22 protein-coding genes and 6 tRNA genes are annotated in these 26,185 nt (G+C 51.2%); 26 read left to right on the forward strand and 2 right to left on the reverse strand.

Annotated features, from left to right (window positions below; genetic code table 11):
- Positions 1–223: 223 nt before the first annotated feature.
- The 7 genes from asnB to J1785_RS18615 all read left to right on the forward strand — a co-directional run bounded on the left by asnB (position 224) and on the right by J1785_RS18615 (position 2,816).
- Positions 224–1,888 carry an asparagine synthase B gene (gene asnB / locus J1785_RS18585; RefSeq protein ID WP_217157835.1) on the forward strand — a complete coding sequence of 555 codons (1,665 nt, stop codon included), beginning with the start codon at positions 224–226 and terminating at the stop codon, positions 1,886–1,888.
- 228 nt (positions 1,889–2,116) lie between these two features.
- A tRNA-Met gene (locus J1785_RS18590) sits at positions 2,117–2,193 on the forward strand.
- Positions 2,194–2,200: 7 nt separating this feature from the next.
- Positions 2,201–2,285 (forward strand) — tRNA-Leu (locus tag J1785_RS18595).
- A gap of 23 nt (positions 2,286–2,308) precedes the next feature.
- A tRNA-Gln gene (locus J1785_RS18600) sits at positions 2,309–2,383 on the forward strand.
- A gap of 70 nt (positions 2,384–2,453) precedes the next feature.
- Positions 2,454–2,528: transfer RNA gene (locus tag J1785_RS18605), tRNA-Gln, on the forward strand.
- Positions 2,529–2,620: 92 nt separating this feature from the next.
- Positions 2,621–2,697 (forward strand) — tRNA-Met (locus J1785_RS18610).
- 44 nt (positions 2,698–2,741) lie between these two features.
- A tRNA-Gln gene (locus tag J1785_RS18615) sits at positions 2,742–2,816 on the forward strand.
- Between the two features lie 101 nt (positions 2,817–2,917).
- On the opposite strand, the gene ubiF is transcribed toward J1785_RS18615, so the two are convergent.
- Positions 2,918–4,102, reverse strand: coding sequence for a 3-demethoxyubiquinol 3-hydroxylase (gene ubiF / locus J1785_RS18620; protein WP_217220161.1), 1,185 nt, complete (start codon positions 4,100–4,102; stop codon positions 2,918–2,920).
- A gap of 187 nt (positions 4,103–4,289) precedes the next feature.
- Here ubiF and miaB point away from each other — a divergent pair, with 187 nt between their 5' ends.
- From miaB to J1785_RS18665, 9 genes are all read left to right on the forward strand, one after another.
- The gene (gene miaB / locus J1785_RS18625) at positions 4,290–5,714 is read left to right on the forward strand and encodes a tRNA (N6-isopentenyl adenosine(37)-C2)-methylthiotransferase MiaB (RefSeq protein WP_129952047.1); all 1,425 of its coding nucleotides are present in this window, start codon (positions 4,290–4,292) and stop codon (positions 5,712–5,714) included.
- 355 nt (positions 5,715–6,069) lie between these two features.
- Entirely contained in the window at positions 6,070–7,128 is a 1,059-nt protein-coding gene (locus tag J1785_RS18630) for a PhoH family protein (RefSeq protein WP_129952048.1), read from the forward strand.
- A complete protein-coding gene (gene ybeY / locus J1785_RS18635) occupies positions 7,125–7,598 on the forward strand; it encodes an rRNA maturation RNase YbeY (RefSeq protein WP_013576482.1) in 474 nt (157 codons plus the stop codon). The genes J1785_RS18630 and ybeY overlap by 4 nt, the downstream gene beginning before the upstream one ends.
- Positions 7,599–7,696: 98 nt before the next feature.
- Complete coding sequence (corC, locus tag J1785_RS18640; RefSeq protein WP_015698153.1) at positions 7,697–8,575, forward strand: CNNM family magnesium/cobalt transport protein CorC; 879 nt, start codon at positions 7,697–7,699, stop codon at positions 8,573–8,575.
- A gap of 7 nt (positions 8,576–8,582) precedes the next feature.
- Positions 8,583–10,112: an apolipoprotein N-acyltransferase gene (gene lnt / locus J1785_RS18645; protein ID WP_217139321.1), complete on the forward strand. Its 1,530-nt coding sequence runs from the start codon at positions 8,583–8,585 to the stop codon at positions 10,110–10,112.
- Positions 10,113–10,547: 435 nt separating this feature from the next.
- Positions 10,548–11,444 carry an amino acid ABC transporter substrate-binding protein gene (locus J1785_RS18650; protein WP_129952050.1) on the forward strand — a complete coding sequence of 299 codons (897 nt, stop codon included), beginning with the start codon at positions 10,548–10,550 and terminating at the stop codon, positions 11,442–11,444.
- Positions 11,445–11,633: 189 nt separating this feature from the next.
- Positions 11,634–12,374 (forward strand): amino acid ABC transporter permease, encoded by a 741-nt coding sequence (locus J1785_RS18655; protein WP_095921162.1) that lies wholly within the window; start codon positions 11,634–11,636, stop codon positions 12,372–12,374.
- A gap of 2 nt (positions 12,375–12,376) precedes the next feature.
- The gene (gene gltK / locus J1785_RS18660; RefSeq protein WP_129952051.1) at positions 12,377–13,054 is read left to right on the forward strand and encodes a glutamate/aspartate ABC transporter permease GltK; all 678 of its coding nucleotides are present in this window, start codon (positions 12,377–12,379) and stop codon (positions 13,052–13,054) included.
- Entirely contained in the window at positions 13,051–13,776 is a 726-nt protein-coding gene (locus J1785_RS18665) for an amino acid ABC transporter ATP-binding protein (RefSeq protein WP_013576488.1), read from the forward strand. The genes gltK and J1785_RS18665 overlap by 4 nt, the downstream gene beginning before the upstream one ends.
- Before the next feature lie 57 nt (positions 13,777–13,833).
- On the opposite strand, the gene J1785_RS18670 is transcribed toward J1785_RS18665, so the two are convergent.
- The gene (locus J1785_RS18670) at positions 13,834–14,334 is read right to left on the reverse strand and encodes a zinc ribbon-containing protein (RefSeq protein ID WP_015698158.1); all 501 of its coding nucleotides are present in this window, start codon (positions 14,332–14,334) and stop codon (positions 13,834–13,836) included.
- A 267-nt stretch (positions 14,335–14,601) separates the two neighbouring features.
- Between J1785_RS18670 and leuS the strand changes: the two genes are divergently transcribed.
- The 10 genes from leuS (at position 14,602) to dacA (ending at position 26,137) form a co-directional block, all read left to right on the forward strand.
- Complete coding sequence (leuS, locus tag J1785_RS18675) at positions 14,602–17,184, forward strand: leucine--tRNA ligase (RefSeq protein ID WP_217220170.1); 2,583 nt, start codon at positions 14,602–14,604, stop codon at positions 17,182–17,184.
- 14 nt (positions 17,185–17,198) lie between these two features.
- Positions 17,199–17,831 (forward strand): LPS assembly lipoprotein LptE, encoded by a 633-nt coding sequence (gene lptE / locus J1785_RS18680; protein ID WP_129952053.1) that lies wholly within the window; start codon positions 17,199–17,201, stop codon positions 17,829–17,831.
- Positions 17,828–18,868: a DNA polymerase III subunit delta gene (gene holA, locus J1785_RS18685; protein ID WP_217220179.1), complete on the forward strand. Its 1,041-nt coding sequence runs from the start codon at positions 17,828–17,830 to the stop codon at positions 18,866–18,868. Before lptE ends, holA begins: the two co-directional genes overlap by 4 nt.
- A 14-nt stretch (positions 18,869–18,882) precedes the next feature.
- Entirely contained in the window at positions 18,883–19,560 is a 678-nt protein-coding gene (gene nadD, locus J1785_RS18690) for a nicotinate-nucleotide adenylyltransferase (RefSeq protein ID WP_217139324.1), read from the forward strand.
- Positions 19,561–19,766: 206 nt separating this feature from the next.
- Positions 19,767–20,084, forward strand: a complete 318-nt coding sequence (gene rsfS, locus J1785_RS18695; protein ID WP_129952056.1) for a ribosome silencing factor — start codon at positions 19,767–19,769, stop codon at positions 20,082–20,084.
- A 3-nt stretch (positions 20,085–20,087) separates the two neighbouring features.
- Positions 20,088–20,558 (forward strand): 23S rRNA (pseudouridine(1915)-N(3))-methyltransferase RlmH, encoded by a 471-nt coding sequence (gene rlmH, locus J1785_RS18700; protein WP_013576495.1) that lies wholly within the window; start codon positions 20,088–20,090, stop codon positions 20,556–20,558.
- Positions 20,559–20,596: 38 nt separating this feature from the next.
- Positions 20,597–22,501, forward strand: a complete 1,905-nt coding sequence (gene mrdA / locus J1785_RS18705) for a peptidoglycan DD-transpeptidase MrdA (RefSeq protein WP_129952057.1) — start codon at positions 20,597–20,599, stop codon at positions 22,499–22,501.
- A 6-nt stretch (positions 22,502–22,507) separates the two neighbouring features.
- Positions 22,508–23,620, forward strand: coding sequence for a peptidoglycan glycosyltransferase MrdB (gene mrdB / locus J1785_RS18710; protein ID WP_129952058.1), 1,113 nt, complete (start codon positions 22,508–22,510; stop codon positions 23,618–23,620).
- A 9-nt stretch (positions 23,621–23,629) separates the two neighbouring features.
- Positions 23,630–24,772, forward strand: coding sequence for an endolytic peptidoglycan transglycosylase RlpA (gene rlpA, locus J1785_RS18715; RefSeq protein WP_217220181.1), 1,143 nt, complete (start codon positions 23,630–23,632; stop codon positions 24,770–24,772).
- 156 nt (positions 24,773–24,928) lie between these two features.
- Positions 24,929–26,137 (forward strand): D-alanyl-D-alanine carboxypeptidase DacA, encoded by a 1,209-nt coding sequence (dacA, locus tag J1785_RS18720; RefSeq protein WP_129952060.1) that lies wholly within the window; start codon positions 24,929–24,931, stop codon positions 26,135–26,137.
- The last annotated feature ends 48 nt before the right edge of the window (positions 26,138–26,185 follow it).

A 26,185-nucleotide genomic window follows, 5' to 3' on the forward strand; every position in this document is an offset into this window, starting at 1 on the left:
AATTAAACACCCTAAAAATTGATAATCCATCAAAGATAACCCGTCATCAACCAACTATTTATCAGAAGAGTGTTAAACCGCTTGCACAACATGGGGGTTTTGACGCATTTTCATAGTCAGCAACACAACAACGCCGGGTTAAAACTGAAAGAACGGCAACGTTGATCCTCATTCGTAATCATAAAAATGACAGCCAGAGAAACGTCGTTAGGGAGAAAGTAATATGTGTTCAATTTTCGGTGTGCTCGATATCAAAACTGACTCTGTCGAGCTGCGCAAAAAAGCGCTGGAACTGTCGCGCCTGATGCGTCACCGCGGACCCGACTGGTCCGGTGTGTTTGCCAGCGATAAAGCCATTCTGTCGCATGAGCGTCTGTCTATTGTCGACGTCAACAACGGCGCACAACCTTTGTACAACGCGGCACACACGCATGTTCTGGCTGTTAATGGCGAAATCTACAACCACCAGGCTTTGCGCGCTGAACTGGGCGATAAGTATGAATTCCAGACTGCGTCTGACTGTGAAGTTATTCTGGCGTTGTATCAGGAAAAAGGCCCTGCCTTCCTCGATGAATTGCAAGGCATGTTCGCCTTCATCCTTTATGACACCGAAAAAGACGCGTATCTGATTGGCCGTGACCACTTAGGCATCATCCCGCTGTATATGGGTTATGACGAACACGGCAACATGTATGTGGCTTCAGAGATGAAAGCGCTGGTGCCGGTATGCCGCACCATCAAAGAATTCCCGGCAGGCAGTTATTTGTGGAGCCAGGACGGTGAAATTCGCGAATACTACCAGCGCGACTGGTTTGACTTCGACAATGTCAAAGACAACGTGACCGACGCCGCAGCGCTGAAAGATGCGCTGGAAGAATCGGTGAAAAGTCATCTGATGTCTGATGTGCCTTACGGCGTCCTGCTATCCGGTGGCCTGGATTCCTCCGTAATTTCTGCCATTACCAAGAAATTTGCCGGCCGCCGTATCGAAGATAAAGATCAGAGCGAAGCCTGGTGGCCGCAGTTGCACTCCTTTGCCGTCGGCCTGCAAGGTTCCCCGGACCTGCGTGCAGCTCAGGAAGTGGCAAACCATTTGGGTACCGTGCACCACGAAATTCATTTCACCGTGCAGGAAGGTCTGGATGCGATCCGCGACGTGATTTATCACATCGAAACTTACGATGTCACGACGATCCGCGCGTCAACACCAATGTATCTGATGTCGCGTAAAATCAAAGCGATGGGTATCAAGATGGTGTTGTCCGGCGAAGGGGCGGACGAAGTCCTCGGTGGTTATCTGTATTTCCACAAAGCGCCGAATGCCAAAGAATTCCACGAAGAAACTGTACGTAAATTACTGGCTCTTCACATGTATGACTGTGCGCGTGCCAACAAAGCGATGTCAGCCTGGGGTGTGGAAGCCCGCGTACCGTTCCTGGATAAAAAATTCCTCGACGTCGCAATGCGTATCAACCCAAAAGACAAAATGTGCGGTAATGGCAAGATGGAAAAGCATATCCTGCGTGAATGTTTCGAGTCTTATCTGCCACACAGCGTTGCATGGCGTCAGAAAGAACAATTCTCTGATGGTGTAGGTTACAGCTGGATCGATACTTTAAAAGAAGTGGCCTCTCAGCAGATCACCGATCAACAGCTCGAAACTGCACATTTCCGTTTCCCGTACAACACACCAACATCAAAAGAAGGCTACCTGTATCGTACGATTTTTGAAGAACTGTTCCCGGTGCCAAGTGCGGCAGAATGTGTGCCTGGCGGTCCGTCAGTAGCCTGTTCTTCAGCGAAAGCGATCGAGTGGGATGAAGCATTCAAAAACATGGACGATCCGTCAGGCCGTGCTGTTGGCGTGCATCAGTCCGCCTACAAATAACCGATTTACCGGTAAATCTCCTTATAGCAAACGGGCCTCTCAGGGCCCGTTTTTTTATGAGGAAAGCCAGTAAAAATAATGTCTTTTGCCCAATTAATCACCAGAGTGGTTATAAGCCAGACAAATGGACGCCCTCCGGCCTTTTTCTCCAAAAAAGGTGTTGACGCAAAACGGTCATATACGCATAATGCGCCCCGCAACGCCGATGAAGGTAGCGCGAAAAAAGATGGCTACGTAGCTCAGTTGGTTAGAGCACATCACTCATAATGATGGGGTCACAGGTTCGAATCCCGTCGTAGCCACCATCTTTTTGCGGGAGTGGCGAAATTGGTAGACGCACTAGATTTAGGTTCTAGCGCCGCAAGGTGTGCGAGTTCAAGTCTCGCCTCCCGCACCATTTCCAGACATCGGTAGCACAGTTGGGGTATCGCCAAGCGGTAAGGCACTGGTTTTTGATACCAGCATTCCCAGGTTCGAATCCTGGTACCCCAGCCATTTTCTTACCTTTCACATTGTTATATTGATGTGGTTGTGAGGAAAATCCAGTTTGAAGAAGTTGTACTGTTGGGGTATCGCCAAGCGGTAAGGCACTGGTTTTTGATACCAGCATACCCTGGTTCGAATCCAGGTACCCCAGCCATACTTCTTTCTGTATAATTGGTAAGCACTTGAAATTTATTATTAAGTTAGTTAAATTAGTGCTTGAAGTTTTGAAGTAAGTCAGTAAAATTTGGCTACGTAGCTCAGCTGGTTAGAGCACATCACTCATAATGATGGGGTCACAGGTTCAAATCCCGTCGTAGCCACCATTTTACTTGCAGTACACTGCTTAAAAGGTAGTGAGAAACAAAATTGGGGTGTCGCCAAGCGGTAAGGCTCTGGTTTCTGATACCAGCATACCCAGGTTCGAATCCTGGCACCCCAGCCACATTAGAAAGGCCTGCTTTTTAGCAGGCCTTTTGCTTTTCTACACTTCTACTATCCTGCAAAAAAGGCCGGCAAAGGTGTTCATCGCCAGCCTTTAGGTTGTTAAATCCCTAAAGCATATTTCAGCGCTTTGATTTTCAGCACACCTGCACGTTGAGCAGTCATCAGCGCCAGATTACGCAATGCTTTCACCGGCGGCAGATCATTGCTGAAGGCGGTGTAGAATAAATCCATCCCGCTTTGCATCAGCAGATTATCCAGACGACGCTGGCGCTGATAGCGCCGCAACACTTTTTCGCTGCTCCAGGCTTCATTATGGTCACGTGCCTTCTCCAGCACCGATAATAACGCTTCCACGTCGCGGTACCCGAGGTTCACGCCCTGCCCGGCCAGCGGATTAATGGTATGTGCCGCGTCACCCACCAGCGCCAGCCCCGGTAAGACATAACGCTGAGCGTGGCGTCGAACCAGCGGAAACGCACCTGCAGATATTGCTTTCACCGAGCCCAGACGTGCCGGGAAGGCCTGCATCACTTCTGTCGTGAGCTGCTGCATATTCAGCGTTTTCAGGTAACGGATACGCTGCGGGCTGTCATACCAGACCAGCGAGGCCTGATTGCCGGACAATGGCAGAAACGCCCGCGGGCCGGAAGGGAAAAATTGCTGCCACGTCACGTCCTGATCCGGCGTGGCAGTTTCGACATTAATCAGCATGCAGTGCTGACGGTATTCCCACCCGTCCACCCCAATTCCCGCCAGCTGGCGCACCAGGGAGTTCGCACCGTCGGCGGCAATAACCAGTTTCGTGCGCAGCAAATCCCCGGTAGTCAGTTGCAGTGACCAGGTTTTATCACCGTGCTGCAAAAGATGGCGTAACTTTGCCGGACAAAAACGGGTCAGATTGTTATGGGCATCGAACTGTTGCCACAGCGCGAGCTGAAGTACCCGATTTTCGACCATGAAGCCCAGTTCCGGTAATCCGAGGGATTGCGCATCGAATTTCACTTCAGAGCCGTCCGCTTCCCAGGTTTCCAGACGGCGGTACGGTACTGAGCGCATTTTTTCAACCGCATCCCACGCTCCCAGTTTCTGTAAAAAGCGTACTGATGCGCAACCAATCGCGGAGATGCGCAAATCAGCGCGCGCTGACGGGTCAAATCCGGCAGGCGCTTCGTTCTCTATCAGTGCGACCTGCAATCCCTGCTGCGCCATCCCCAGTGCGGCTGCAGCACCAACCATGCCGCCACCGACAATCACTGCATCAAATGTCTTATCAGAATTATTCATTGTGTTCCGGCTTTCTGTTCGGTTCATTATGCGAAGTGTACCGGATTTTTGTGTCAGCATCAGGGCCTAAGCTGTTTTCCTGCACTGGTCAGCACCGGAGTGAGGGTTTACAATAGCCCCCCTGAATAGGCTATGCACTGCGGCACTGCCGATCTAACGTTCCCCCGTATTGAGTACTGACACGCTGATGACTAAAAAACTGCACATAAAAACCTGGGGCTGCCAGATGAATGAATATGATTCATCCAAAATGGCTGACCTTCTCGACAGCACCCATGGTTACCAGCTGACGGATAACGCTGATGAAGCAGATATCCTGCTGCTGAACACCTGCTCAATAAGGGAAAAAGCGCAGGAGAAAGTGTTCAGCCTGCTCGGACACTGGAAATTACTGAAAAAGAAAAACCCGGATATCATCATCGGCGTCGGGGGTTGCGTTGCGTCGCAGGAAGGAGAAATGCTGCGTAAACGTGCGCCTTGCGTCGACATCGTCTTCGGCCCGCAAACTCTGCACCGTTTGCCGGAAATGGTGAACCATGTACGCGGCACCAAAAGCCCGGTCGTGGACATCAGCTTTCCTGAAATTGAAAAATTTGACCGCCTGCCGGAACCCCGCGCAGACGGCCCGACAGCCTTTGTTTCCATCATGGAAGGCTGTAATAAATATTGCAGCTTCTGTGTGGTGCCTTACACCCGTGGCGAAGAAGTTAGCCGCCCGTGCGATGATGTGCTGTTTGAAGTCGCGCAACTGGCCGCGCAAGGCGTGCGTGAGGTTAATCTGCTGGGTCAGAACGTTAACGCCTATCGTGGTGAGGCATTTGATGGCGGCGTCTGCACCTTCGCGGAACTGCTGCGTCTGGTGGCGGCCATTGACGGCATTGATCGTATCCGTTTCACGACCAGCCATCCGGTCGAATTTACTGATGATATCATCGAGGTATATAAAGACACGCCAGAAGTCGTGAGCTTCCTGCACCTGCCGATTCAGAGCGGTTCCGATCGTATACTGACGATGATGAAACGCCCTCATACGGTGCTGGAATACAAATCGACGATCCGTAAATTACGTGCCGCGCGCCCCGATATTCATTTCAGTTCAGATTTCATCATCGGTTTTCCTGGCGAAACGAACGAAGATTTTGAACGTACGATGGATCTGATTGCGCAGGTCAATTACGACGTCAGTTTCAGCTTTATCTATTCTCCGCGTCCTGGTACACCGGCAGCCGACATGATTGATGATGTGAGCATGGACGAGAAGAAACAACGTCTGGCGCTGTTACAGGACCGAATTACCCAGCAGGTTATGCGTTTCAGCCGCGCCACGCTGGGCACCGTTCAGCGCATTCTGGTGGAAGGGACATCCCGCAAGAACATTATGGAACTGACGGGCCGGACCGAATGTAACCGCGTGGTCAATTTCGAAGGTACGCCGGATATGATTGGTAAGTTCGTTGATGTCGAAATTGTCGATGTTTATGCCAATTCGCTGCGCGGTGTGGTTGTCCGCACGGAAGAACAGATGGCGCTTCGCCTGCATGAATCTCCGCAATCTGTTATCGAACGCACCCGTAAAGAAAATGAATTGGGCGTTGGAGTGTATCAACCCTAAACCATCAGAAAGAGGCATTACCTTAAAACAACAGGGCGCTCCGGCGTCCTGTTTCTTTTGAGATTTTCGGTAATAACTTCATCACAAGGGTTTAATTTTCCAGCAAAGGCCGCATATCCGGATGAAGGTACCTGCAACGGCTGCCACTGTGCAGCATATTTTGCCAAGGGCATGTATTATTAACTCAGGTATGGTTGACGGCTGAAAGTAGTTATCAGCCGGGTGTTTAATAAAACGTACCCGAAATAATTCGAGTTGCAGTAAGGCGGCAAATTCGGGTGAGTGAATACAGCCAACGCATCTGCGGCTTGAAATATGAAGGGTAAACTGGTCCGAAGCGACCCAAAGGATTCGTTTGAACGTTGTAACACAAGAGATTTTACTGGAGCCCGAAGACAACCAGCGTTTGCTGAGCCTGTGCGGGCCGTTTGATGACAATATCAAACAACTGGAACGCCGGTTGGGCGTTGAAATCAACCGTCGTGATAACACGTTTAAATTGGTCGGAAAGAGCCTGCCTGTTGCGGCAGCCGCCGACATCCTGCGTGATTTATACGTAGACACTGCGCCGCTGCGCGGTGAAATCCAGGATATTGATCCTGAAAAAATTCATCTGGCGATCAAAGAAAGCCGTGTGCTGGAACAAACGGCAGAAAGCGTACCTGATTTCGGCAAGGCCGTGATCATCAAGACCAAGCGTGGCATGGTAAAGCCGCGCACGCCTAATCAGGCGCAGTATATTGCCAACATTCTCGACCACGATATTACCTTCGGGATTGGCCCTGCGGGGACCGGTAAAACCTATCTGGCCGTGGCTGCTGCAGTGGATGCACTGGAGCGTCAGGAAGTACGTCGTATCCTGCTGACCCGTCCTGCCGTTGAAGCGGGTGAAAAACTGGGATTCCTGCCCGGCGATCTCAGTCAGAAAGTCGATCCCTATCTGCGCCCGCTGTATGACGCATTATTCGAAATGCTCGGCTTTGAGAAAGTTGAAAAACTGATTGAGCGCAACGTTATTGAAGTCGCCCCGCTGGCTTACATGCGTGGCCGTACATTGAACGACGCCTTTATTATCCTTGATGAAAGCCAGAACACTTCGATTGAACAGATGAAGATGTTCCTGACCCGTATTGGTTTTAACTCCAAAGCGGTAATCACCGGTGACGTCACGCAAATCGACTTACCGCGTCATCAGAAGTCAGGCCTTCGTCATGCGATTGAAGTCCTCTCGTCAGTCGGGGAACTCAGTTTTAACTTCTTCCACAGTGAAGACGTGGTACGTCATCCGGTAGTTGCACGCATTGTTGTCGCCTACGAAGCCTGGGAAGAAGAAGATCAAAAACGCCGCGATGCGATTGCCGCAGACCGTAAACAAGAACATCAGCACAATGCGACACAACAGGTCAGTCAATGAATACGGTAATTCTCGATTTACAAATTGCCTGTGAAGATGCAGCAGGTTTACCGTCAGAAAATGACTTCCAGACCTGGCTTGAGGCGGTGCTTCCGCAATTTCAGGAAGAATCGGAAGTGACAATTCGGCTGGTCGATATCCCTGAAAGTCATGAACTTAATATGACTTATCGGGGGATGGATAAACCGACCAACGTGCTATCCTTTCCGTTCGAAGCACCTCCGGGTATGGAGATGCCACTCCTTGGCGACCTGATTATTTGTCGTCAGGTGGTTGAGAAAGAAGCCAAAGAGCAGGACAAAGAACTTCTGGCCCATTGGGCGCATATGGTCATTCACGGTAGTTTGCATTTGCTGGGTTATGACCATATCGTTGACGAAGAAGCCGAAGAAATGGAATCGATTGAAACTGAGATCATGCAGGGTCTGGGTTATCCTGACCCCTACATTTCAGAGAAAGAAGATAATTAAGATCCACCGTAAACTCGCCTGACGTCTGCCCGATAACGTTTTATCCGCAGGCGCCTGGCCTAATTTTCACTAACTACGAGTAAAAAAAACCAAACGCCATGAGCGATGACCATTCACAAAATAGTGACAGCCCCAGTCCCAAGAAGGGCTTCTTTTCCCTTATCCTTAGCCAGTTGTTTCACGGTGAACCTAAAAACCGTGGTGACCTGGTTGAGCTGATCCGTGATTCAGAACAAAATGATCTGATCGACCCCGATACCCGTGACATGCTGGAAGGCGTGATGGATATCGCCGAGCAGCGCGTCCGGGACATCATGATCCCACGTTCACAAATGATCACGCTAAAACGCAATCAACCGCTGGAAGAGTGCCTCGATGTCATTATCGAATCTGCACACTCTCGCTTCCCGGTGATCAGCGAAGATAAGGATCACATTGAAGGCATCCTGATGGCCAAAGACCTGCTGCCGTTTATGCGCACAGAGTCTGAGCCATTCAGCATCGATAAAGTGCTGAGAACCGCAGTCGTTGTTCCTGAAAGCAAACGCGTAGATCGCATGCTGAAAGAATTTCGCTCACAGCGTTACCATATGGCAATTGTCGTTGATGAATTCGGCGGTGTTTCCGGTCTGGTGACCATCGAAGATATTCTCGAACTGATCGTCGGTGAAATCGATGATGAATACGACGAAGCAGAAGATCTGGATATCCGCCAGCTCAGCCGTCATACCTATACCGTCCGCGCTCTGGCACCAATTGAAGATTTTAATGAAGTGTTCCAGACCCATTACAGTGACGACGAAGTCGATACGATTGGGGGGCTGGTCATGCAGTCATTCGGCCATTTACCGGCGCGTGGTGAAAGCATTGAAATCGACGGTTACCTGTTCAAGGTTGCGATGGCCGATAGCCGTCGTATCATTCAGGTTCACGTAAAAATACCGGACGACGCGCCGCAACCGATACTGGAAGAATAATCACTCCATGGCAATTGCCTCTTTATATCAACGCCAGCGGGTTCGCGCCCTGCTGGCGCTCTTTTTCGGTGCCTGTGGCACGGTGTCATTTTCCCCTTATGACTTCTGGCCTGCGGCAATTATTTCACTCTGTGGACTGCTGGCCTTAACGCTGGATCGCCGCCCGGCGCAGGCAGCGCTGCTCGGCTTCTTCTGGGGAATGGGGCTGTTTGGCAGCGGCGTCAACTGGGTGTATGTCAGCATTGCCACCTTTGGCGGCATGCCTGAAGCCATTAACCTTTTCCTGGTCGTTTTGCTGGCGGCCTATTTGTCGCTGTACACAATGCTGTTTGCGGGCTTGTTCAGCAAACTGTGGCCAAAAACCACCTGGTGGAAACTGGCACTTGGTGCACCGGCATTGTGGCAAATAACCGAATTTCTGCGCGGCTGGGTGCTGACAGGCTTCCCATGGCTACAGTTCGGCTACAGCCAGATCGACGGGCCTCTGAAAGGTCTCGCGCCGATCACCGGTGTCGACGGTATCACCCTTTTACTGACCTCCCTGAGCGGATTGCTTGTCTACGCTGTTTATCAGCGTCGTGTCACGCCGGCGATTATTGCTGCCGCGATGCTGCTCCTGCCGTGGCCGCTGCGCTATATCCATTGGTATCAGGAACAGCCGGATAAAACAGTTGATGTTGCCCTGGTCCAGGGCAATATTCCACAATCCATGAAATGGGATCCGAAAGCGCTGGAAAGTGCGTTACAGACCTATCTGGATCTCAGCCGTCCGTACGTAGGCAAATCCAGCATGATCATCTGGCCGGAATCGGCAATTTCTGACATTGAATCCGATCAGCAGGGTTTCCTGAGCATGGTGGATAATCTCTATCGCGCGCAAAACACCCAGCTCATTACCGGCATTATTGATGCCCGTCGCAACGAAGAGGGTATGAAGGTGTATAACAGCGCCATTGTGCTCGGTGGCGAACAGCAATATCACTATCCTGACGAAAACCGCTTCAACAAACATCATCTGGTGCCTTTTGGTGAGTTTGTGCCGCTGGAGGCTATTCTTCGCCCCCTGGCCCCGTTCTTCGATTTACCGATGTCCGGGCTGACCAGCGGTGATTACGTGCAGAAACCGTTGTTTGTCAGCGGCCTCAATCTGACGACTGCAATTTGTTACGAAGTGGTCTTTGGCGAGCAGGTGCGCGACAACCTGCGGCCGGACACCAACTTCCTGCTGACGATTTCAAACGATGCCTGGTTCGGTCATTCGATTGGCCCGTGGCAACACTTCCAGATGGCGCGTATGCGTTCACTGGAACTGGGCCGCCCGTTGCTGCGCAGCACCAATAACGGCATTACCGCCGTCGTGAATGCACAGGGGGATGTGACCCACGAAATTCCTCAGTTTACCCGCCAGGTGCTGAACGTGAAGGTCACGCCGACCACGGGCATGACGCCTTATGCCCGTGCTGGCTGGTGGCCGGTGTGGTTTGCTACGGCAGTCATGGCGGCAGTTGCGCTGTGGCTTGGTCGCCGTAAATCCTAAGTAAAAGCACTGCGTTTTAAAACAGGCACCCGGGGTGCCTGTTCTTTTTTGTAGCACCGCTTTCTTCCCCCTGATTCTCCCCCCTTTTACCTGCTGCCGATTGTTTCGACTGCGGTATTAAGCGCTGTCTTTTTGTCCGCTTGTGAAGTTAAATCAGGTCATCTGGCATGACTCTTGCTACATCTGATTGAAAGATATCTGATTAGTTACTTTTTATGACGGAATGCATCATTTCGGTACAAACACGCTCTTCCTCATGCACTTTCTCAGTGCATAGCCGTTTGATTGCTTTGATTTGGTGCGTGTCTCGTCTCAAAAAAGAAACAATGTGGTTTCATAATATTCACATTCAGCTATTTTCTAGCTTCATATGACGAGGCATTAGTACTTTCTGATCCCTGAGTTTGGATCCCTAATGACAGCAAGGAGTTGGACATGCAATTGCGCAAATTGGCGTTATCAGTACTGTTGGCAAGCGTTACCGTAAGCAGCTTTGCTCACGCAGAAGAACTGACCGGCACCCTGAAAAAAATTAAAGACAATGGCGTTATCGTGGTGGGTCACCGTGAATCCTCAGTGCCATTCTCTTACTACAACAACGAACAAAAAGTTGTGGGTTATTCACAGGACTATTCTGACGCTATCGTTGACGCGGTGAAGAAAAAACTGAACCTTCCAAATCTGCAAGTCAAAATGATGCCAATCACTTCACAGAACCGTATCCCGCTGCTGCAAAACGGCACCTACGATTTTGAGTGTGGTTCAACAACCAATAACCTGGAACGTCAGCAACAAGCGGCCTTCTCTGACACCATCTTTGTGATTGGTACGCGTCTGCTGGTGAAAAAAGGTTCAGAGATTAAAGATTTCACTGACCTGAAAGGCAAAACTGTTGTTGTTACTTCCGGTACGACTTCTGAAGTTCTGCTGAACAAACTCAACGAAGAGAAGAAACTGGATCTGCGCATCATCAGTGCAAAAGACCACGGTGATTCCTTCCGTACGCTGGAAACGGGCCGTGCAGTAGCGTTCATGATGGATGATGCCCTGCTGGCGGGTGAACGTGCGAAAGCCAAGAAACCCGATAACTGGGAAATCGTCGGTACGCCGCAATCTAAAGAAGCTTATGGTTGCATGATGCGTAAAGATGATGCTGAGTTTAAAAAATTAGTTGATGACACCATCGTGCAGGCGCAAACCTCCGGTGAGGCAGTCAAGTGGTTTGAAACCTGGTTCAAAAAACCTATTCCTCCGAAAAACCTGAACATGAACTTTGAGCTGTCCGATGACATGAAAGCTCTGTTCAAAGCGCCAAACGATAAGGCGCTGTAAGTCATACCAAATGGACGGGTATAACCAAGAGAAGAGTGAAAAGTGACTAAAATACAAGGTTGGACCACCAACCTGTGATGATACAGATGCGGGGTGGTCGTTCCCCACCCCGCATTCTTTCCCATTCACTTTAGGCGAATTGCGTCATCACTCAGATGGGTAAGCCTTTACCCGCTTTACGGAGTTTTTATGTCAATAGATTGGAACTGGGGCATTTTTCTGCAGCAAGCCCCCTTCGGTAACACCACTTATCTGGGCTGGATTTGGAATGGATTTCAGGTCACTGTCGCACTGTCAATTTGCGCATGGATAATCGCTTTCTTCGTCGGATCTCTGTTCGGTATTTTGCGTACCGTTCCAAACCGCATCCTCTCAGGTATAGGGACTTGTTACGTCGAATTATTCCGTAACGTGCCATTAATCGTGCAATTCTTTATCTGGTATCTGGTGGTCCCTGAACTGCTGCCTGAAAATATCGGCATGTGGTTTAAATCTGAACTGGCACCTGACGTGCAGTTCTTTACCTCCTCAGTCATTTGCCTTGGGCTGTTTACCGCCGCCCGCGTATGCGAACAGGTGCGTGCAGCGATTCAGTCTCTGCCAAGCGGACAACGCAATGCCGGACTGGCGATGGGCCTTACGCTGCCGCAAACTTACCGCTATGTGCTGTTACCCAATGCTTACCGCGTGATCGTCCCGCCAATGACCTCAGAGATGGTCAACCTGGTGAAAAACTCCGCTATTGCCTCGACCATTGGCCTGGTTGATATGGCCGCGCAAGCCGGTAAGCTGCTGGATTACTCCGCACATGCATATGAATCATTCACAGCAATCACTGTTGCTTATGTCCTTATCAATGCCGTCATCATGCTGCTGATGCATTTCGTAGAACGTAAAGTCCGCCTGCCGGGCAACATGGGAGGGAAATAAGCATGCATGAATTCGACTGGAGTTCTATTGGTCCCGGCCTGCCCTATTTATGGCAAGGCATGATCATCACGCTGAAGATCACCTCACTGGCCATTGTGGTGGGTATTTTGTGGGGCACCCTGTTGGCGGTCATGCGTCTGTCGACGTTCAAACCTATCAGCTGGTTTGCCTCGGCATACGTCAATCTGTTCCGTGCCGTTCCGCTGGTCATGGTCTTGCTTTGGTTTTACCTGATCGTGCCGGGTTTCTTGCAAAAGGTGCTCGGTCTCTCGCCTAAAACCGATATCCGCCTGATTTCTGCGATGGTGGCATTTGCGCTATTTGAAGCGGCCTATTATTCAGAAATTATCCGTGCCGGGATTATCAGTATCGCCCGTGGTCAGTCCTCCGCCGCACTGGCGCTGGGCATGACACAATGGCAATCCATGAAGCTGGTTATCCTGCCGCAGGCTTTCCGCGCGATGGTGCCATTACTGCTGACGCAGGCTATCGTTTTATTCCAGGATACCTCTTTGGTTTATGTTCTGGGCCTCGCAGACTTCTTCCGCAGTGCCTCTAACATTGGCGATCGTGACGGTACGCTGGTCGAGATGGTGCTGTTTGCAGGATTTATTTATTTTGTTATCAGCCTTTGTGCTTCCTTGCTGGTGCGTTATTTGAAGAAAAGGACCGTTTCATGATTTCACTGAAGAATGTTTCTAAATGGTACGGGCACTTTCAGGTGCTTACCGATTGCAGCACCGAAGTTAAAAAAGGTGAAGTTGTGGTGGTTTGCGGGCCTTCCGGCTCAGGAAAATCAACGCTGATAAAAACCGTGAACGGCCTCGAGCCCGTTCAGAAAGGCGAGATCCTGGTCAACGGTACGCCGGTCAATGACAAGAAGACCAATCTGGCACAACTGCGTGCAAAAGTAGGGATGGTTTTCCAGCATTTCGAACTGTTTCCGCACCTTTCTATCATTGATAATCTGACCCTGGCGCAAGTTAAAGTGTTAAAACGTGACAAAGCGGCAGCGAAAGATAAAGGGCTGAAATTGCTGGACCGTGTCGGTTTATCGGCGCACGCCAATAAATTTCCCGGCCAGCTTTCCGGTGGCCAGCAGCAGCGTGTAGCGATTGCCCGTGCGTTATGTATGGATCCGATCGCGATGTTGTTTGACGAACCGACGTCCGCCCTTGATCCGGAAATGATCAATGAAGTCCTCGACGTCATGGTGGAGCTGGCAAACGAAGGCATGACAATGATGGTGGTAACGCACGAAATGGGCTTCGCCCGTAAAGTGGCCAACCGCGTGATTTTCATGGATGAAGGCAAGATTGTAGAAGATCGCAACAAAGACGATTTCTTTAATAATCCTGAATCAGACCGCGCACGGGATTTCCTGGCGAAGATCCTGCACTGACCCGCACTGAGTCAAAAATAACACCTGCCCGCATTATCAGGGGCAGGTGTTTGTCCGTTAAGGCTCAAACGGGCGACGCGTAAACTCCGTGTTACCACATTTCGGGCATTTACTCAGAATTTCCGGCGTATACACCGCTAAGTGGAAATGACAATTTTCACAGACCAGGTTGCCCAGTCCGACGACTTCTCCGCTGTGATAGATCCCATGGTGGCTGACATCTTTAAAAACCTCTTTCCATTCCAGCTGGGTCTTATCAGTCATATCTGCCAGCTCTTTCCACAAGCTTTCTTTAATGACCCGCATGAACACGCTGTCCGTGCCATCATCTTCTTCAGCCACGGCTTGCTGGTTTTCTTCATAGCTGCGGGCAAATTCATGCAAATCGCGACGCACCGCTGATGTCAGTTGTTCAATCTGGATTTCCGTCAGCTTGCCCTCTTCCTGCAGCCTGACGCGGGCATCCTGCACCAGCGCGCTGATATCGCGTTCTCCCTGTTTTAACCGTTCGGTCAGTGATGCCACCAACTGACGGTAAGATTGCGTAATATTGCTCATATTTCTTCTCCTTGAACTGTCATAACCATTTTCACGGCGGGAGCGCACTGCCTTTATTTTAGTCGTAAATGCCTGATCCGTGGTGCAGATTATCCCGCGCTGACTCGCAGATTATGAATAATGCGCCAGAAGCGGACAGAAATTCCCTTTAGCCTTCGCTGGGTGTTGTTGCTCCAACCGCTTATCAGCTATGCTATGCGGATCTTTTGATTAAAACTTTTTGAGCTACAGGCGTAGCTGTTTTCACTCACAGGACCACCGGCCGCCATGCAAGAGCAATACCGTCCAGAAGACATCGAGTCACACGTTCAGCTTCACTGGCAAGAGAAGCAAACCTTTAAAGTTACCGAACAGCCTGGTAAGGAGAAATATTACTGCCTCTCCATGTTGCCTTATCCGTCAGGCCGTCTCCACATGGGGCATGTGCGCAACTACACCATCGGTGACGTGATTTCCCGTTATCAGCGCATGCTCGGTAAAAACGTCCTGCAGCCTATCGGCTGGGATGCGTTTGGCCTGCCAGCGGAAGGGGCAGCGGTTAAGAACAACACCGCACCTGCTCCGTGGACGTATGAAAACATCGAATACATGAAGAACCAGCTTAAATTGCTGGGCTTCGGCTATGACTGGGATCGTGAAGTTGCGACCTGTAAACCTGATTATTACCGCTGGGAACAATGGTTCTTCACCAAGCTTTACGAAAAGGGCCTGGTTTATAAGAAGACCTCCGCAGTGAACTGGTGCCCGCATGATCTGACCGTTCTGGCGAACGAGCAGGTTATCGACGGCTGCTGCTGGCGTTGCGATACCAAAGTAGAACGTAAAGAAATTCCTCAGTGGTTCATCAAAATCACGGCTTACGCCGATCAGTTGCTCAATGATCTGGACACGCTGGAAAGCTGGCCGGAGCAGGTGAAAACCATGCAACGCAACTGGATTGGCCGTTCGGAAGGCGTGGAAATCACGTTTGACGTGGCTGACAGCGATGAAAAAGTCACGGTTTACACCACCCGCCCTGATACGTTTATGGGCGCGACCTATGTTGCCGTCGCTGCCGGTCATCCGCTGGCCCAGTTGGGTGCACAGAAAAACCCTGCCCTGAACGATTTTATCGACGAATGCCGTAACACCAAAGTTGCCGAAGCAGAAATGGCGACGATGGAAAAGAAAGGCATGGCAACCGGTCTGTTTGCCATTCACCCGCTGTCCGGTGAAAAGCTGCCAATCTGGGTCGCTAACTTCGTTCTCATGGAATATGGCACTGGCGCGGTGATGGCCGTTCCTGGCCATGACCAGCGTGACTGGGAATTCGCCACCAAATATAACCTGCAGATTAAACCGGTTATTCTGAACGTTGATGGCAGCCACCCTGATATCACCGCAGAAGCGATGACAGAGAAAGGGACGCTGTTCAATTCAGGCGAATTTGATGGTCTGAATCACGAAGACGGTTTCAACGCCATTGCCGACAAACTGGTTGCTCAGGGCGTGGGTCAGCGCAAAGTAAACTACCGTCTGCGCGACTGGGGAGTTTCCCGTCAGCGCTACTGGGGCGCGCCAATCCCGATGATCACGCTGGAAGACGGTACTGTTATTCCTACACCAGAAGATCAACTGCCGGTTGTGTTGCCGGAAGATGTCGTCATGGACGGTATCACCAGCCCGATTAAAGCGGATCCTGAGTGGGCAAAAACGACGGTGAACGGCATGCCGGGCCTGCGAGAAACAGATACCTTTGACACCTTTATGGAGTCTTCCTGGTATTACGCGCGTTACACCTGCCCGCAATACGACGAAGGGATGCTGGATCCTGCGGCCGCCAACTACTGGCTGCCAGTGGATCAGTATGTCGGTGGCATCGAACACGCCATTATGCACCTGATGTATTTCCGCTTCTTCCATAAACTGATGCGTGACGCAGGTTTGGTGGATTCTGATGAACCGGCCAAACGTCTGTTATGTCAGGGTATGGTTCTGGCTGATGCCTTCTACCACACCGGCAGTAACGGCGAACGTATCTGGGTCTCTCCTGCCGATACTACAGTTGAACGTGACGAAAAAGGTCGCATCACCAAAGCGACCGATTCACAAGGCCATGAGCTGGTTTACGCCGGCATGAGCAAGATGTCCAAGTCTAAAAACAACGGCATCGACCCGCAGGTGATGGTTGATAAATACGGTGCTGATACCGTGCGTCTGTTTATGATGTTCGCCTCTCCGGCAGAAATGACGCTGGAATGGCAGGAATCCGGTGTCGAAGGGGCAAACCGCTTCCTGAAACGTGTCTGGAAACTGGCCTTCGAACATACAGAAAAAGGCCCGGTTGCCGCCCTGGATATTGCTTCCCTGAATGAAGCACAGAAAGATCTGCGTCGTGATTTGCATAAAACCATCGCTAAAGTGACCGATGATATTGGCCGTCGTCAGACCTTTAACACCGCTATTGCGGCGGTGATGGAACTGATGAACAAGCTGGGTCGTGCACCGCAGGATACCGAACAAGATCGGGCACTGCTGCAGGAGTCCTTGCTGGCGGTTGTCCGTATGCTTTATCCATTCACCCCGCATGTCTGCTTCAGCCTCTGGCAGTCGCTGAAAGGCGAAGGTGACGTGGATACCGCACCATGGCCACAAGCTGATGAGCAGGCAATGGTTGAAGACTCCAGGCTGGTCGTGGTGCAGGTGAACGGTAAAGTGCGTGCTAAAATCACCGTAGCCGCTGATGCTACCGAGCAACAAGTGCGCGATCGTGCGGCAGAAGAACATTTGGTCGCAAAATATCTGGATGGGGTTACCGTTCGCAAAGTAATCTACGTCCCGGGCAAACTGCTTAACCTGGTTGTAGGTTGAGTCAAGGAGGATCTGTGCGACATCCCATAATGACACTGCTGCTCACCGCAGCAGTGCTGGTTACAGCAGGTTGTGGATTCCATTTGCGTGGAAAAACCAATGTGCCTGACGAACTGAAAACAATCGTTTTGGACAGCGGAGATCCGTATGGGCCGTTGGCCCGTAATATCAGGACTCAGTTGCGTCTGAGCAATGTGACCATTGTTGATGATCCGACCAAAGAACAGCGTAAGAATATCCCGTCGCTGCGCATTGGTGCTGAGTCAGTGGGTCAGACTACCGCATCGATCTTCCAGGACGGTAAAACCGCTGAATATCAGATGGAAATGACGATTAATGCAACGGTACTGATGCCTGGTAAGGATTTGTATCCTCTCCATGTCAAAGTGTTCCGCTCCTTCTTTGACAACCCGTTAACGGCGCTGGCGAAAGATAACGAGCAGGACATCATTACAGAGGAAATGCGCCAGCAGGCTGCACAGCAACTGATCCGTAAGTTGCTGACCGTCCATGCTTCAGAATTGCACAAAGCAGACGATGTCGGCGGACGTCAGGTAGAAGTCATTTCTACCGGTTCATCAGCGGCCACGTCGTCTGATGCTTCTGCGGCATCTTCTACGGCACCGGCCACACCTTCCGCACAATGATCCGAGTTTATCCGGAACAACTTGCTGCGCAGCTCCGTGAGGGGCTGCGTGCTTGTTATGTGTTATGTGGAAATGACCCTTTGCTTTTGCAGGAAAGCCAGGACAGCATCCGTCAGGCGGCCCAGCAGGCGGGTTTTGAAGAACACTACACTTACCTTCTTGATGCCCATACCGAATGGGAGTCCATTTTTAGCATCTGTCAGGCACTGAGCCTGTTTGCCAGCCGCCAGACCCTGATGCTTATTCTGCCCGAAAATGGCCCGACGGCGCCGATAGCAGAACAATTACTCAAACTGACTACCCTGCTCCACGACGATATCCTTCTGCTGTTTCGCGGTACAAAACTGACCAAGGCACAGGAAAACGGCGCCTGGTTTAAAGCGTTAAGTGACAAAGGTGTTTTCGTCAGTTGCCAGACGCCTGAGCAGGCACAACTTCCCCGCTGGGTAACCCGTCGCGCCAAAGAACTTTCGCTTGAACTTGATGAACCGGCTAATCAGCTTTTGTGCTATTGCTACGAAGGAAATTTGCTGGCACTTGCGCAGTCGCTGGAGCGCCTTTCCCTGCTCTATCCGGATGGCAAACTCACGTTACCACGCGTCGAAGAGGCCGTTAACGATGCAGCACATTTCACGCCCTATCATTGGCTGGATGCATTGCTGGCCGGAAAAAGTAAGCGTGCCTGGCATATCTTGCGCCAGTTGCAACACGAAGACAGCGAGCCGGTTATTTTACTGCGAACCGTGCAGCGCGAACTGCTGATGTTACTCAATCTGAAACGTAAAATGGACACCATCCCGATCAGGACCCTGTTTGATCAGCAAAAAGTCTGGCAAAACCGTCGGCCGCTGGTCACCCAGGCACTGCAGCGTCTGTCTCTTGCCCAGCTGGCTCAGGCTGTGCGCTTACTGACCCAGATAGAAATCACGCTGAAACAGGATTACGGTCAGTCAGTCTGGGCCGAGCTTGAAAGCCTGTCTATGCTACTCTGTGGGAAACCCTTACCTACCGGCTTTAATGAGTTGGGTTTGTATTGAAGCAGGACATCAGTATGCCGCACCGCACTGCACATTCTTTTACAACCACTGAAAAGCTTCTGGCTTTTTTCGGCGGCACATTTGACCCGATCCATTATGGACATCTGAAACCCGTTTCGGCACTGGCAGCGCAGGCCGGGTTTGATCAGGTGATCCTGCTGCCCAATAACGTCCCCCCGCACCGGCCGCAACCCGAGGCAACCCCGCAGCAACGCCTGCAAATGGCGAAGCTGGCGGTGGCGGATAACGCGCTGTTTTCAGTCGATCCCCGTGAGCTGGCTGTGGATACGCCCTCGTACACGATTGAGACACTTGCAACGTTACGTAAAGAACATGGCGATAAATGCCCGCTGGCGTTTATCATTGGTCAGGATTCGTTACTGACGCTTCATAAGTGGCACCGGTGGGAATCGTTACTGGATTTCTGTCATATCGTGGTCATGGCACGCCCGGGTTATCAGGAACAACTTGATACACCAGAACTGCAGAAATGGTATGACACCCATCGGGTGAATAATGCCGATGCACTTAAGCAAAAACCGGCCGGATTCATTTATCAGGCCAATACTCCATTGCTGGATATTTCAGCGACTGAAATCCGTGAGCGCCGCCATGCGGGTCTTGAGTGCTCAGATTTATTGCCTTCCGCCGTTGAGCGCTACATAGAATCACAGGGCTTATACCGCGAGTAGCTAACGCGTGCTATACTGCGCCGCTTAATTTCGGCTCTCGATAACGCTGCGTAATCAACCAGTACAATGTATTGATTGTTAAACGTTTTAAGCTGTTTTCCAGATAACCGCTATGTTTATCCTTCATGAGATTTTTCATTGTTTCGGTGTTACACCGGCGAACATCTCGTGAGGTCAATTGTTTCAAACATCCCCAGGGGGAACCTTTGCAAGGTAAAGCGCTCCAAGATTTTGTTGTCGATAAAGTCGATGACCTGAAAGCACAAGACATCATCGCCATTGATGTTAAAGGTAAATCCAGTATTACTGACTGCATGATTATCTGCACCGGCACGTCAAGCCGCCATGTCATGTCCATCGCAGGGCATCTGGTTGAAGAAATTAAAGCCGCCGGTCTTGATGCCATGGGTGTGAAAGGTATCAATGAAGCTGACTGGGTAGTTGTCGATCTGGGTGAAGTGATTGTGCATGTTATGCAGGAAGAAAGCCGTCAGCTGTATGAGCTTGAGAAACTCTGGGGCTGATGCGTGAAGCTGCAACTTGTCGCCGTCGGCACTAAAATGCCTGACTGGGTGCAAACCGGTTTTAACGATTATCTGCACCGTTTTCCTAAAGACATGCCGTTTGAACTGACTGAGGTTCCGGCCGGGAAACGTGGGAAGAACGCAGACATCAAGCGCATTCTTGAAAAAGAAGGTGAACAGATGCTGGCCGCCGTCGGTAAAGGGAATCGTATCGTGACGCTGGATATTCCAGGCACACCATGGGAAACCCCGCAACTGGCGCAACAACTGGAACGCTGGAAGCAGGACGGACGCAATGTCAGCCTGTTAATCGGCGGCCCGGAAGGGCTGGCGCCTGCCTGTAAAGCTGCAGCGGAACAGAGCTGGTCGCTCTCTCCGTTGACCCTCCCTCACCCGCTGGTTCGGGTTCTGGTTGCGGAAAGCCTTTACCGGGCCTGGAGTATTACCACTAATCATCCATACCACCGCGAATAACGGGTGGTGAATGTCAGCAACATGAATTAAGTAGTGGGATGAAAATAGATCGTAACCCTTTTCGCGACTATACGGCTGAATCAGCCCTCTTTGTGCGCCGTGCACTGGTGGCGTTTATCGGCATTCTGCTACTTAGCGGCGTTTTAGCTTTTAATCTTTATAATCTGCAAATTGTCCGTTTCCAGGATTACCAAACCCGCTCTAACGATAACCGTATCAAACTGGTGCCCATCGCGCCCAGCCGCGGGATTATCTATGACCGCAACGGCACGCCACTGGCGCTGAACCGCACAATTTATCAGCTCGAACTGGTGCCGGAAAAAGTGGACGATTTGCAGGCCACGCTTGAAGGCCTCAAACCGATAGTTGACCTCACGCAGGAAGATATCGATAACTTCAAAAAAGAGCGTCAGCGTTCGCGACGCTTTACGTCTATTGCGGTGAAAACGGCACTGACTGAAGTCCAGGTTGCACGTTTCTCGGTAAACCAGTTCCACTTCCCTGGCGTTGAGGTCAAGGGCTATCAGCGGCGCTATTATCCTTACGGCTCCGCGCTGACGCACGTTATCGGCTATGTATCGAAAATCAATGACCGTGACGTTGAGCGCCTCGATAAAGACGGCATTCTGGCCAACTATGCTGCCACGCACGACATCGGTAAGCTCGGTATTGAGCGCTATTATGAAGATACGCTTCACGGTAAAACCGGCTATGAAGAAGTTGAAGTGAACAACCGTGGCCGCGTTATCCGCCAGCTTCACGAAGAACCGCCGCAGGCGGGCAAAGATATTTACCTGACAATCGACTTACCGTTACAGCAATACATTGAAGTGCTTCTGACCGGCAGTCGCGCCGCAGTCGTGGTGACTGATCCCCGTGATGGCGCTATCCGCGCACTGGTCTCTAACCCGAGTTATGACCCGAACCTGTTTGTGGATGGCATCTCCAGCAAAGATTACAACACACTGCTTAACGACCCGAATAAGCCTTTGATCAACCGGACGACTCAGGGCGTTTATCCGCCAGCGTCTACTGTGAAACCGTATATTTCAGTTTCTGCGCTGACAACCGGCGTTATCAATAAAAATACGTCCCTGTTTGATCCGGGCTGGTGGCAATTGCCGGGCTCAGACAAGCGTTACCGCGACTGGAAACACTGGGGACATGGTCGCCTGAATGTGACTAAAGCCCTTGAAGAATCGGCTGACACCTTCTTCTATCAGGTTGCTTATGATATGGGGATTGACCGCCTTTCCGAGTGGATGGGGAAATTTGGTTACGGCCAGTACAGCGGTATCGATTTATCAGAAGAACGTAGCGGGAATATGCCAAACCGCGACTGGAAGTTTAAACGCTTCAAAAAACCCTGGTATCAGGGCGATACCATACCGGTCGGCATTGGTCAGGGCTACTGGACTGCCACGCCTGTCCAAATCATGAAAGCCATGACCACACTGATTAATGACGGCAATGTCAAAACGCCGCATTTGCTGCTGAGTACTAAAGTTGACGGCCAGCAGGTGCCGTACAAACAGCAGGAAACCACTCAGATTGGCGATATCCATTCCGGCTATTGGGAAATCGCTAAAGACGGTATGTATGGCGTTGCAAACCGGCCGAACGGGACTGCCCGCAAGTATTTTGCTGACGCGCCTTATAAAGCCGCTGCAAAATCCGGGACAGCACAAGTTTACGGTTTGAAAGCCAATGAAATCTATAATGCGCATAAAATCGCTGAGCATCTGCGTGACCACAAGCTGATGACCTCTTTTGCACCGTATGACAAACCGACCGTGGCTGTTGCCGTGGTTCTGGAGAACGGGGGCGCGGGGCCGGCTGTAGGAACAATTTCACGCCAGATACTCGACCATATTTTACTGGGCGACAACACGACACAATTACCGGCCGACGCGCCAGCGCCGCCGGGAACCGAAGGTGATTAACCGTCAATGACTGAGAACCAACAAAAAAGATCATTGTGGTCGAAAATGCATATCGACCTGACGATGCTGTTGATCGTGCTCGCGCTGCTGACCTACAGTGCGTTCGTGATGTGGAGCGCCAGCGGTCAGGATATGGGCATGATGGAGCGTAAAATTGGCCAGATCCTCATGGGTCTGGTGATTATGCTGGTCATGGCGCAAATCCCGCCGCGCGTTTATGAAAGCTGGGCACCTTATCTTTACATCTTCTGTGTCTTTTTGTTGGTGCTGGTTGATGCTTTCGGCAGTATCAGTAAAGGTGCGCAGCGCTGGCTGGATCTGGGGATCATAAAATTCCAGCCATCAGAACTGGCGAAAATTGCCGTGCCTTTGATGGTGGCGCGCTTTATCAACCGCGACGTATGCCCGCCTTCACTCAAAAATACCGCAATTGCTCTGGCATTAATCTTTATCCCTACCCTGCTGGTCGCAGCACAGCCCGATCTGGGCACCTCAATTTTGATTGCCGCATCCGGATTATTCGTACTGTTCCTTTCGGGCATGAGCTGGAAACTGATTGCCGTCGCCGCCCTTCTGGTTGCCGCGTTTATCCCGATTCTGTGGTTCTTCCTGATGCACGACTATCAGCGCGACCGCGTCATGATGCTGCTTGATCCTGAAAGCGATCCGCTGGGCGCGGGCTATCATATTATTCAGTCTAAAATTGCCATCGGCTCTGGCGGTCTTTCCGGCAAAGGTTGGTTACACGGTACGCAGTCTCAGCTTGAATTCCTGCCCGAGCGACATACCGACTTTATCTTTGCTGTACTCGCCGAAGAACTTGGGCTGATTGGCGTTCTGGTGCTGCTCGGGCTGTATTTATGTCTCATTATGCGTGGTCTGGTGATTGCCGCCCATGCACAGACCACTTTTGGCCGTGTAATGTCCGGCGGACTGATGCTGATTCTGTTCGTTTATGTGTTTGTTAACATTGGTATGGTCAGTGGTATTGTCCCGGTAGTTGGGGTACCTTTGCCTCTGGTCAGCTATGGCGGGTCGGCACTCATCGTGCTAATGGCAGGGTTTGGTATCGTTATGTCGATACATACTCATCGAAAAATGTTGTCGAAAAATTTATAGAGGTGAGCAATGCGTAAGCAGTGGCTTGGAGCTGTCATTATCGGTTTGCTGTTAAGTGGTTGCGCCACTGACGAAACACAGCAACAACAACCGGCACCGCAGCAAGCCTACAATGGCCCGGTGGTAGAAATCGGCGGGGCAGATCCGCGTTACGAACCTTATAATCCGGGCACCCTGCAGGATTATACCGTTAATGGTAAAACCTATAAGATCATTAAAGACCCGTCTAACTTCTCGCAGGTCGGGCAAGCCGCCTGGTACGGGCAGGAGAACGGGGGCAATACCACGGCGATCGGGGAAGAATTCGACCCGACAGCCATGACCGCAGCGCACCCGACACTGCCGATCCCAAGCTATGTGCGCGTCACCAACATGGCGACCGGCCGAATGCTGGTGGTGCGTGTTAACGACCGCGGCCCTTACGTTCCCGGCAAAATCATTGACTTATCTCAGGCTGCGGCAGACCGTTTGAATCTGACCAACAGCACGAAAGTCCGTATTGATTTCATCAACGTTGCACCAGATGGCACACTCTCCGGCCCGGGTACGATTGGGACGACCGTCGCCAAACAATCTTATGCCCTGCCATCACGTCCTAATTTAGGGGCCAGCAGTATGGGCACGCCTACGCTGAGCGCTCAGCCGGTCGATACGTCAGATGTGCGTCCAATCAGTAACAGCACGCTCAGCAACCCAAATGCCGCACCGCTGACCAATGACGAAGACAACGCAGGCAATACCGTTGCTGCCACCGGCACCACCACCATGTCCGGCAACAGCGGCGGCGGTTTTCTGAGTGCACCGACACCATTACGTCAGGGTGTTTTAGAAGGCAGCGCACCGGTTGCCGCACCGGTGGCTGTCGCTACTGCCGCGCCGGTGGTTGCTGCTTCTGCGGCACCCGCGCATACCACGGCAATTCCTGCCTCAGGCTTTATGGTGCAGGTTGGCGCACTGAGTAACCCGCAAAATGCGCAGTTATGGCAAAAAAGCCTCAGTCAGCGTTTTTCGGTACCAGGCAAGGTGCAGGCTAATGGCAGCACCTATCGTGTGCAACTCGGGCCTTTCAGCACCCGCCAGCAGGCCGAAAAATTGAAACAGCGCCTGGCCAGCGAAGCTCAGCAGCAATCTTTTGTCACCGCCGGTATGTAATTCTCCAGTGCGGGGCTTCGGCCCCGTTCTTATACGTCCCCTTTCGTATAAGTAAAAGTCAGTAAGCGTCGGTAATCGAAGATGTCTGACTTATGACTCTTCTGCTATAGTGGCGCACGTTTATCACTTACTCCCACGGATGTTGTTGTCCCGATCATGAAACTTGTAAATACTTCACGTTTAGTCAAAAGCCTCGCATTGGGCACCGTAATCACTTTGAGTGCAGCGTCCGCCTATGCCGACGATGTCAATTTAAAAACAATGATCCCTGGCGTTCCGCAGATTGATGCTGAAGCCTATATCCTGATCGACTACAACTCCGGCAAAGTTCTGGCAGAAATGAATGCCGATGCGCGCCGCGATCCTGCCAGCCTGACAAAAATGATGACCAGTTATGTTATCGGTCAGTCCATCAAAGCCGGCAAAATCTCTCCGACCGACATCGTTACCGTCGGTCCGGACGCCTGGGCCACTGGCAATCCGGTCTTCAAAGGCTCTTCCCTGATGTTCCTCAAACCGGGTGATCGGGTACCGGTTTCTGAGCTCAACCGCGGGATCATTCTGCAGTCAGGTAATGATGCGTGTGTCGCCATGGCCGACCATGTCGCCGGAAGTCAGGATGCTTTCGTTGCCATCATGAACAACTATGTGAGCTCACTGGGACTGAAAAATACCCACTTCGGTACTGTTCATGGTCTTGATGCCGCGGGTCAGTATAGCTCAGCCCGCGATATGGCGCTGATTGGTCAGGCGCTGATCCGTGATGTGCCGGAAGAGTACGCCACGTACAAAGAGAAAGAATTCACCTTCAACAATATCCGCCAGATGAACCGTAACGGTTTGTTGTGGGATAACAGCCTGAATGTTGACGGCATTAAAACCGGTCATACCGATTCAGCAGGTTATAACCTGGTGGCTTCTGCGACAGAAGGCCAGATGCGTCTGATCTCCGCCGTGATGGGGGGGCACACGTATAAAGGCCGTGAAGTAGAAAGTAAAAAGCTCCTGACCTGGGGCTTCCGTTTCTTCGAAACCGTTTCTCCGCTGAAAGCCGGTAAAGAGTTTGCGTCAGAACCTGTCTGGTTTGGCGATACTGATCGCGTCGCGCTGGGTGTTGAAAAAGATGCTTACCTGACGATCCCGCGCGGTCGCATGAAAGATCTGAAAGCCAGCTATGTGCTGAACACCCCGGAACTGCATGCACCCTTGCAGAAAAATCAGGTGGTTGGGTCAATCAACTTCCAGCTTGATGGAAAAACCATTGATGAACGCCCTCTTGTCGTCATGAATGAAGTAAAAGAAGGCGGCTTCTTCGGCCGCATCGTGGATTACATCAAACTGATGTTCCACCACTGGTTTGGCTAAGTTGTCCGCTTGAAAAAATTTGCAACAACCCCCATATAACCGGTATAG

It is taken from the genome of Rahnella perminowiae, assembly GCF_019049755.1.
Lineage (GTDB): Bacteria > Pseudomonadota > Gammaproteobacteria > Enterobacterales > Enterobacteriaceae > Rahnella > Rahnella perminowiae.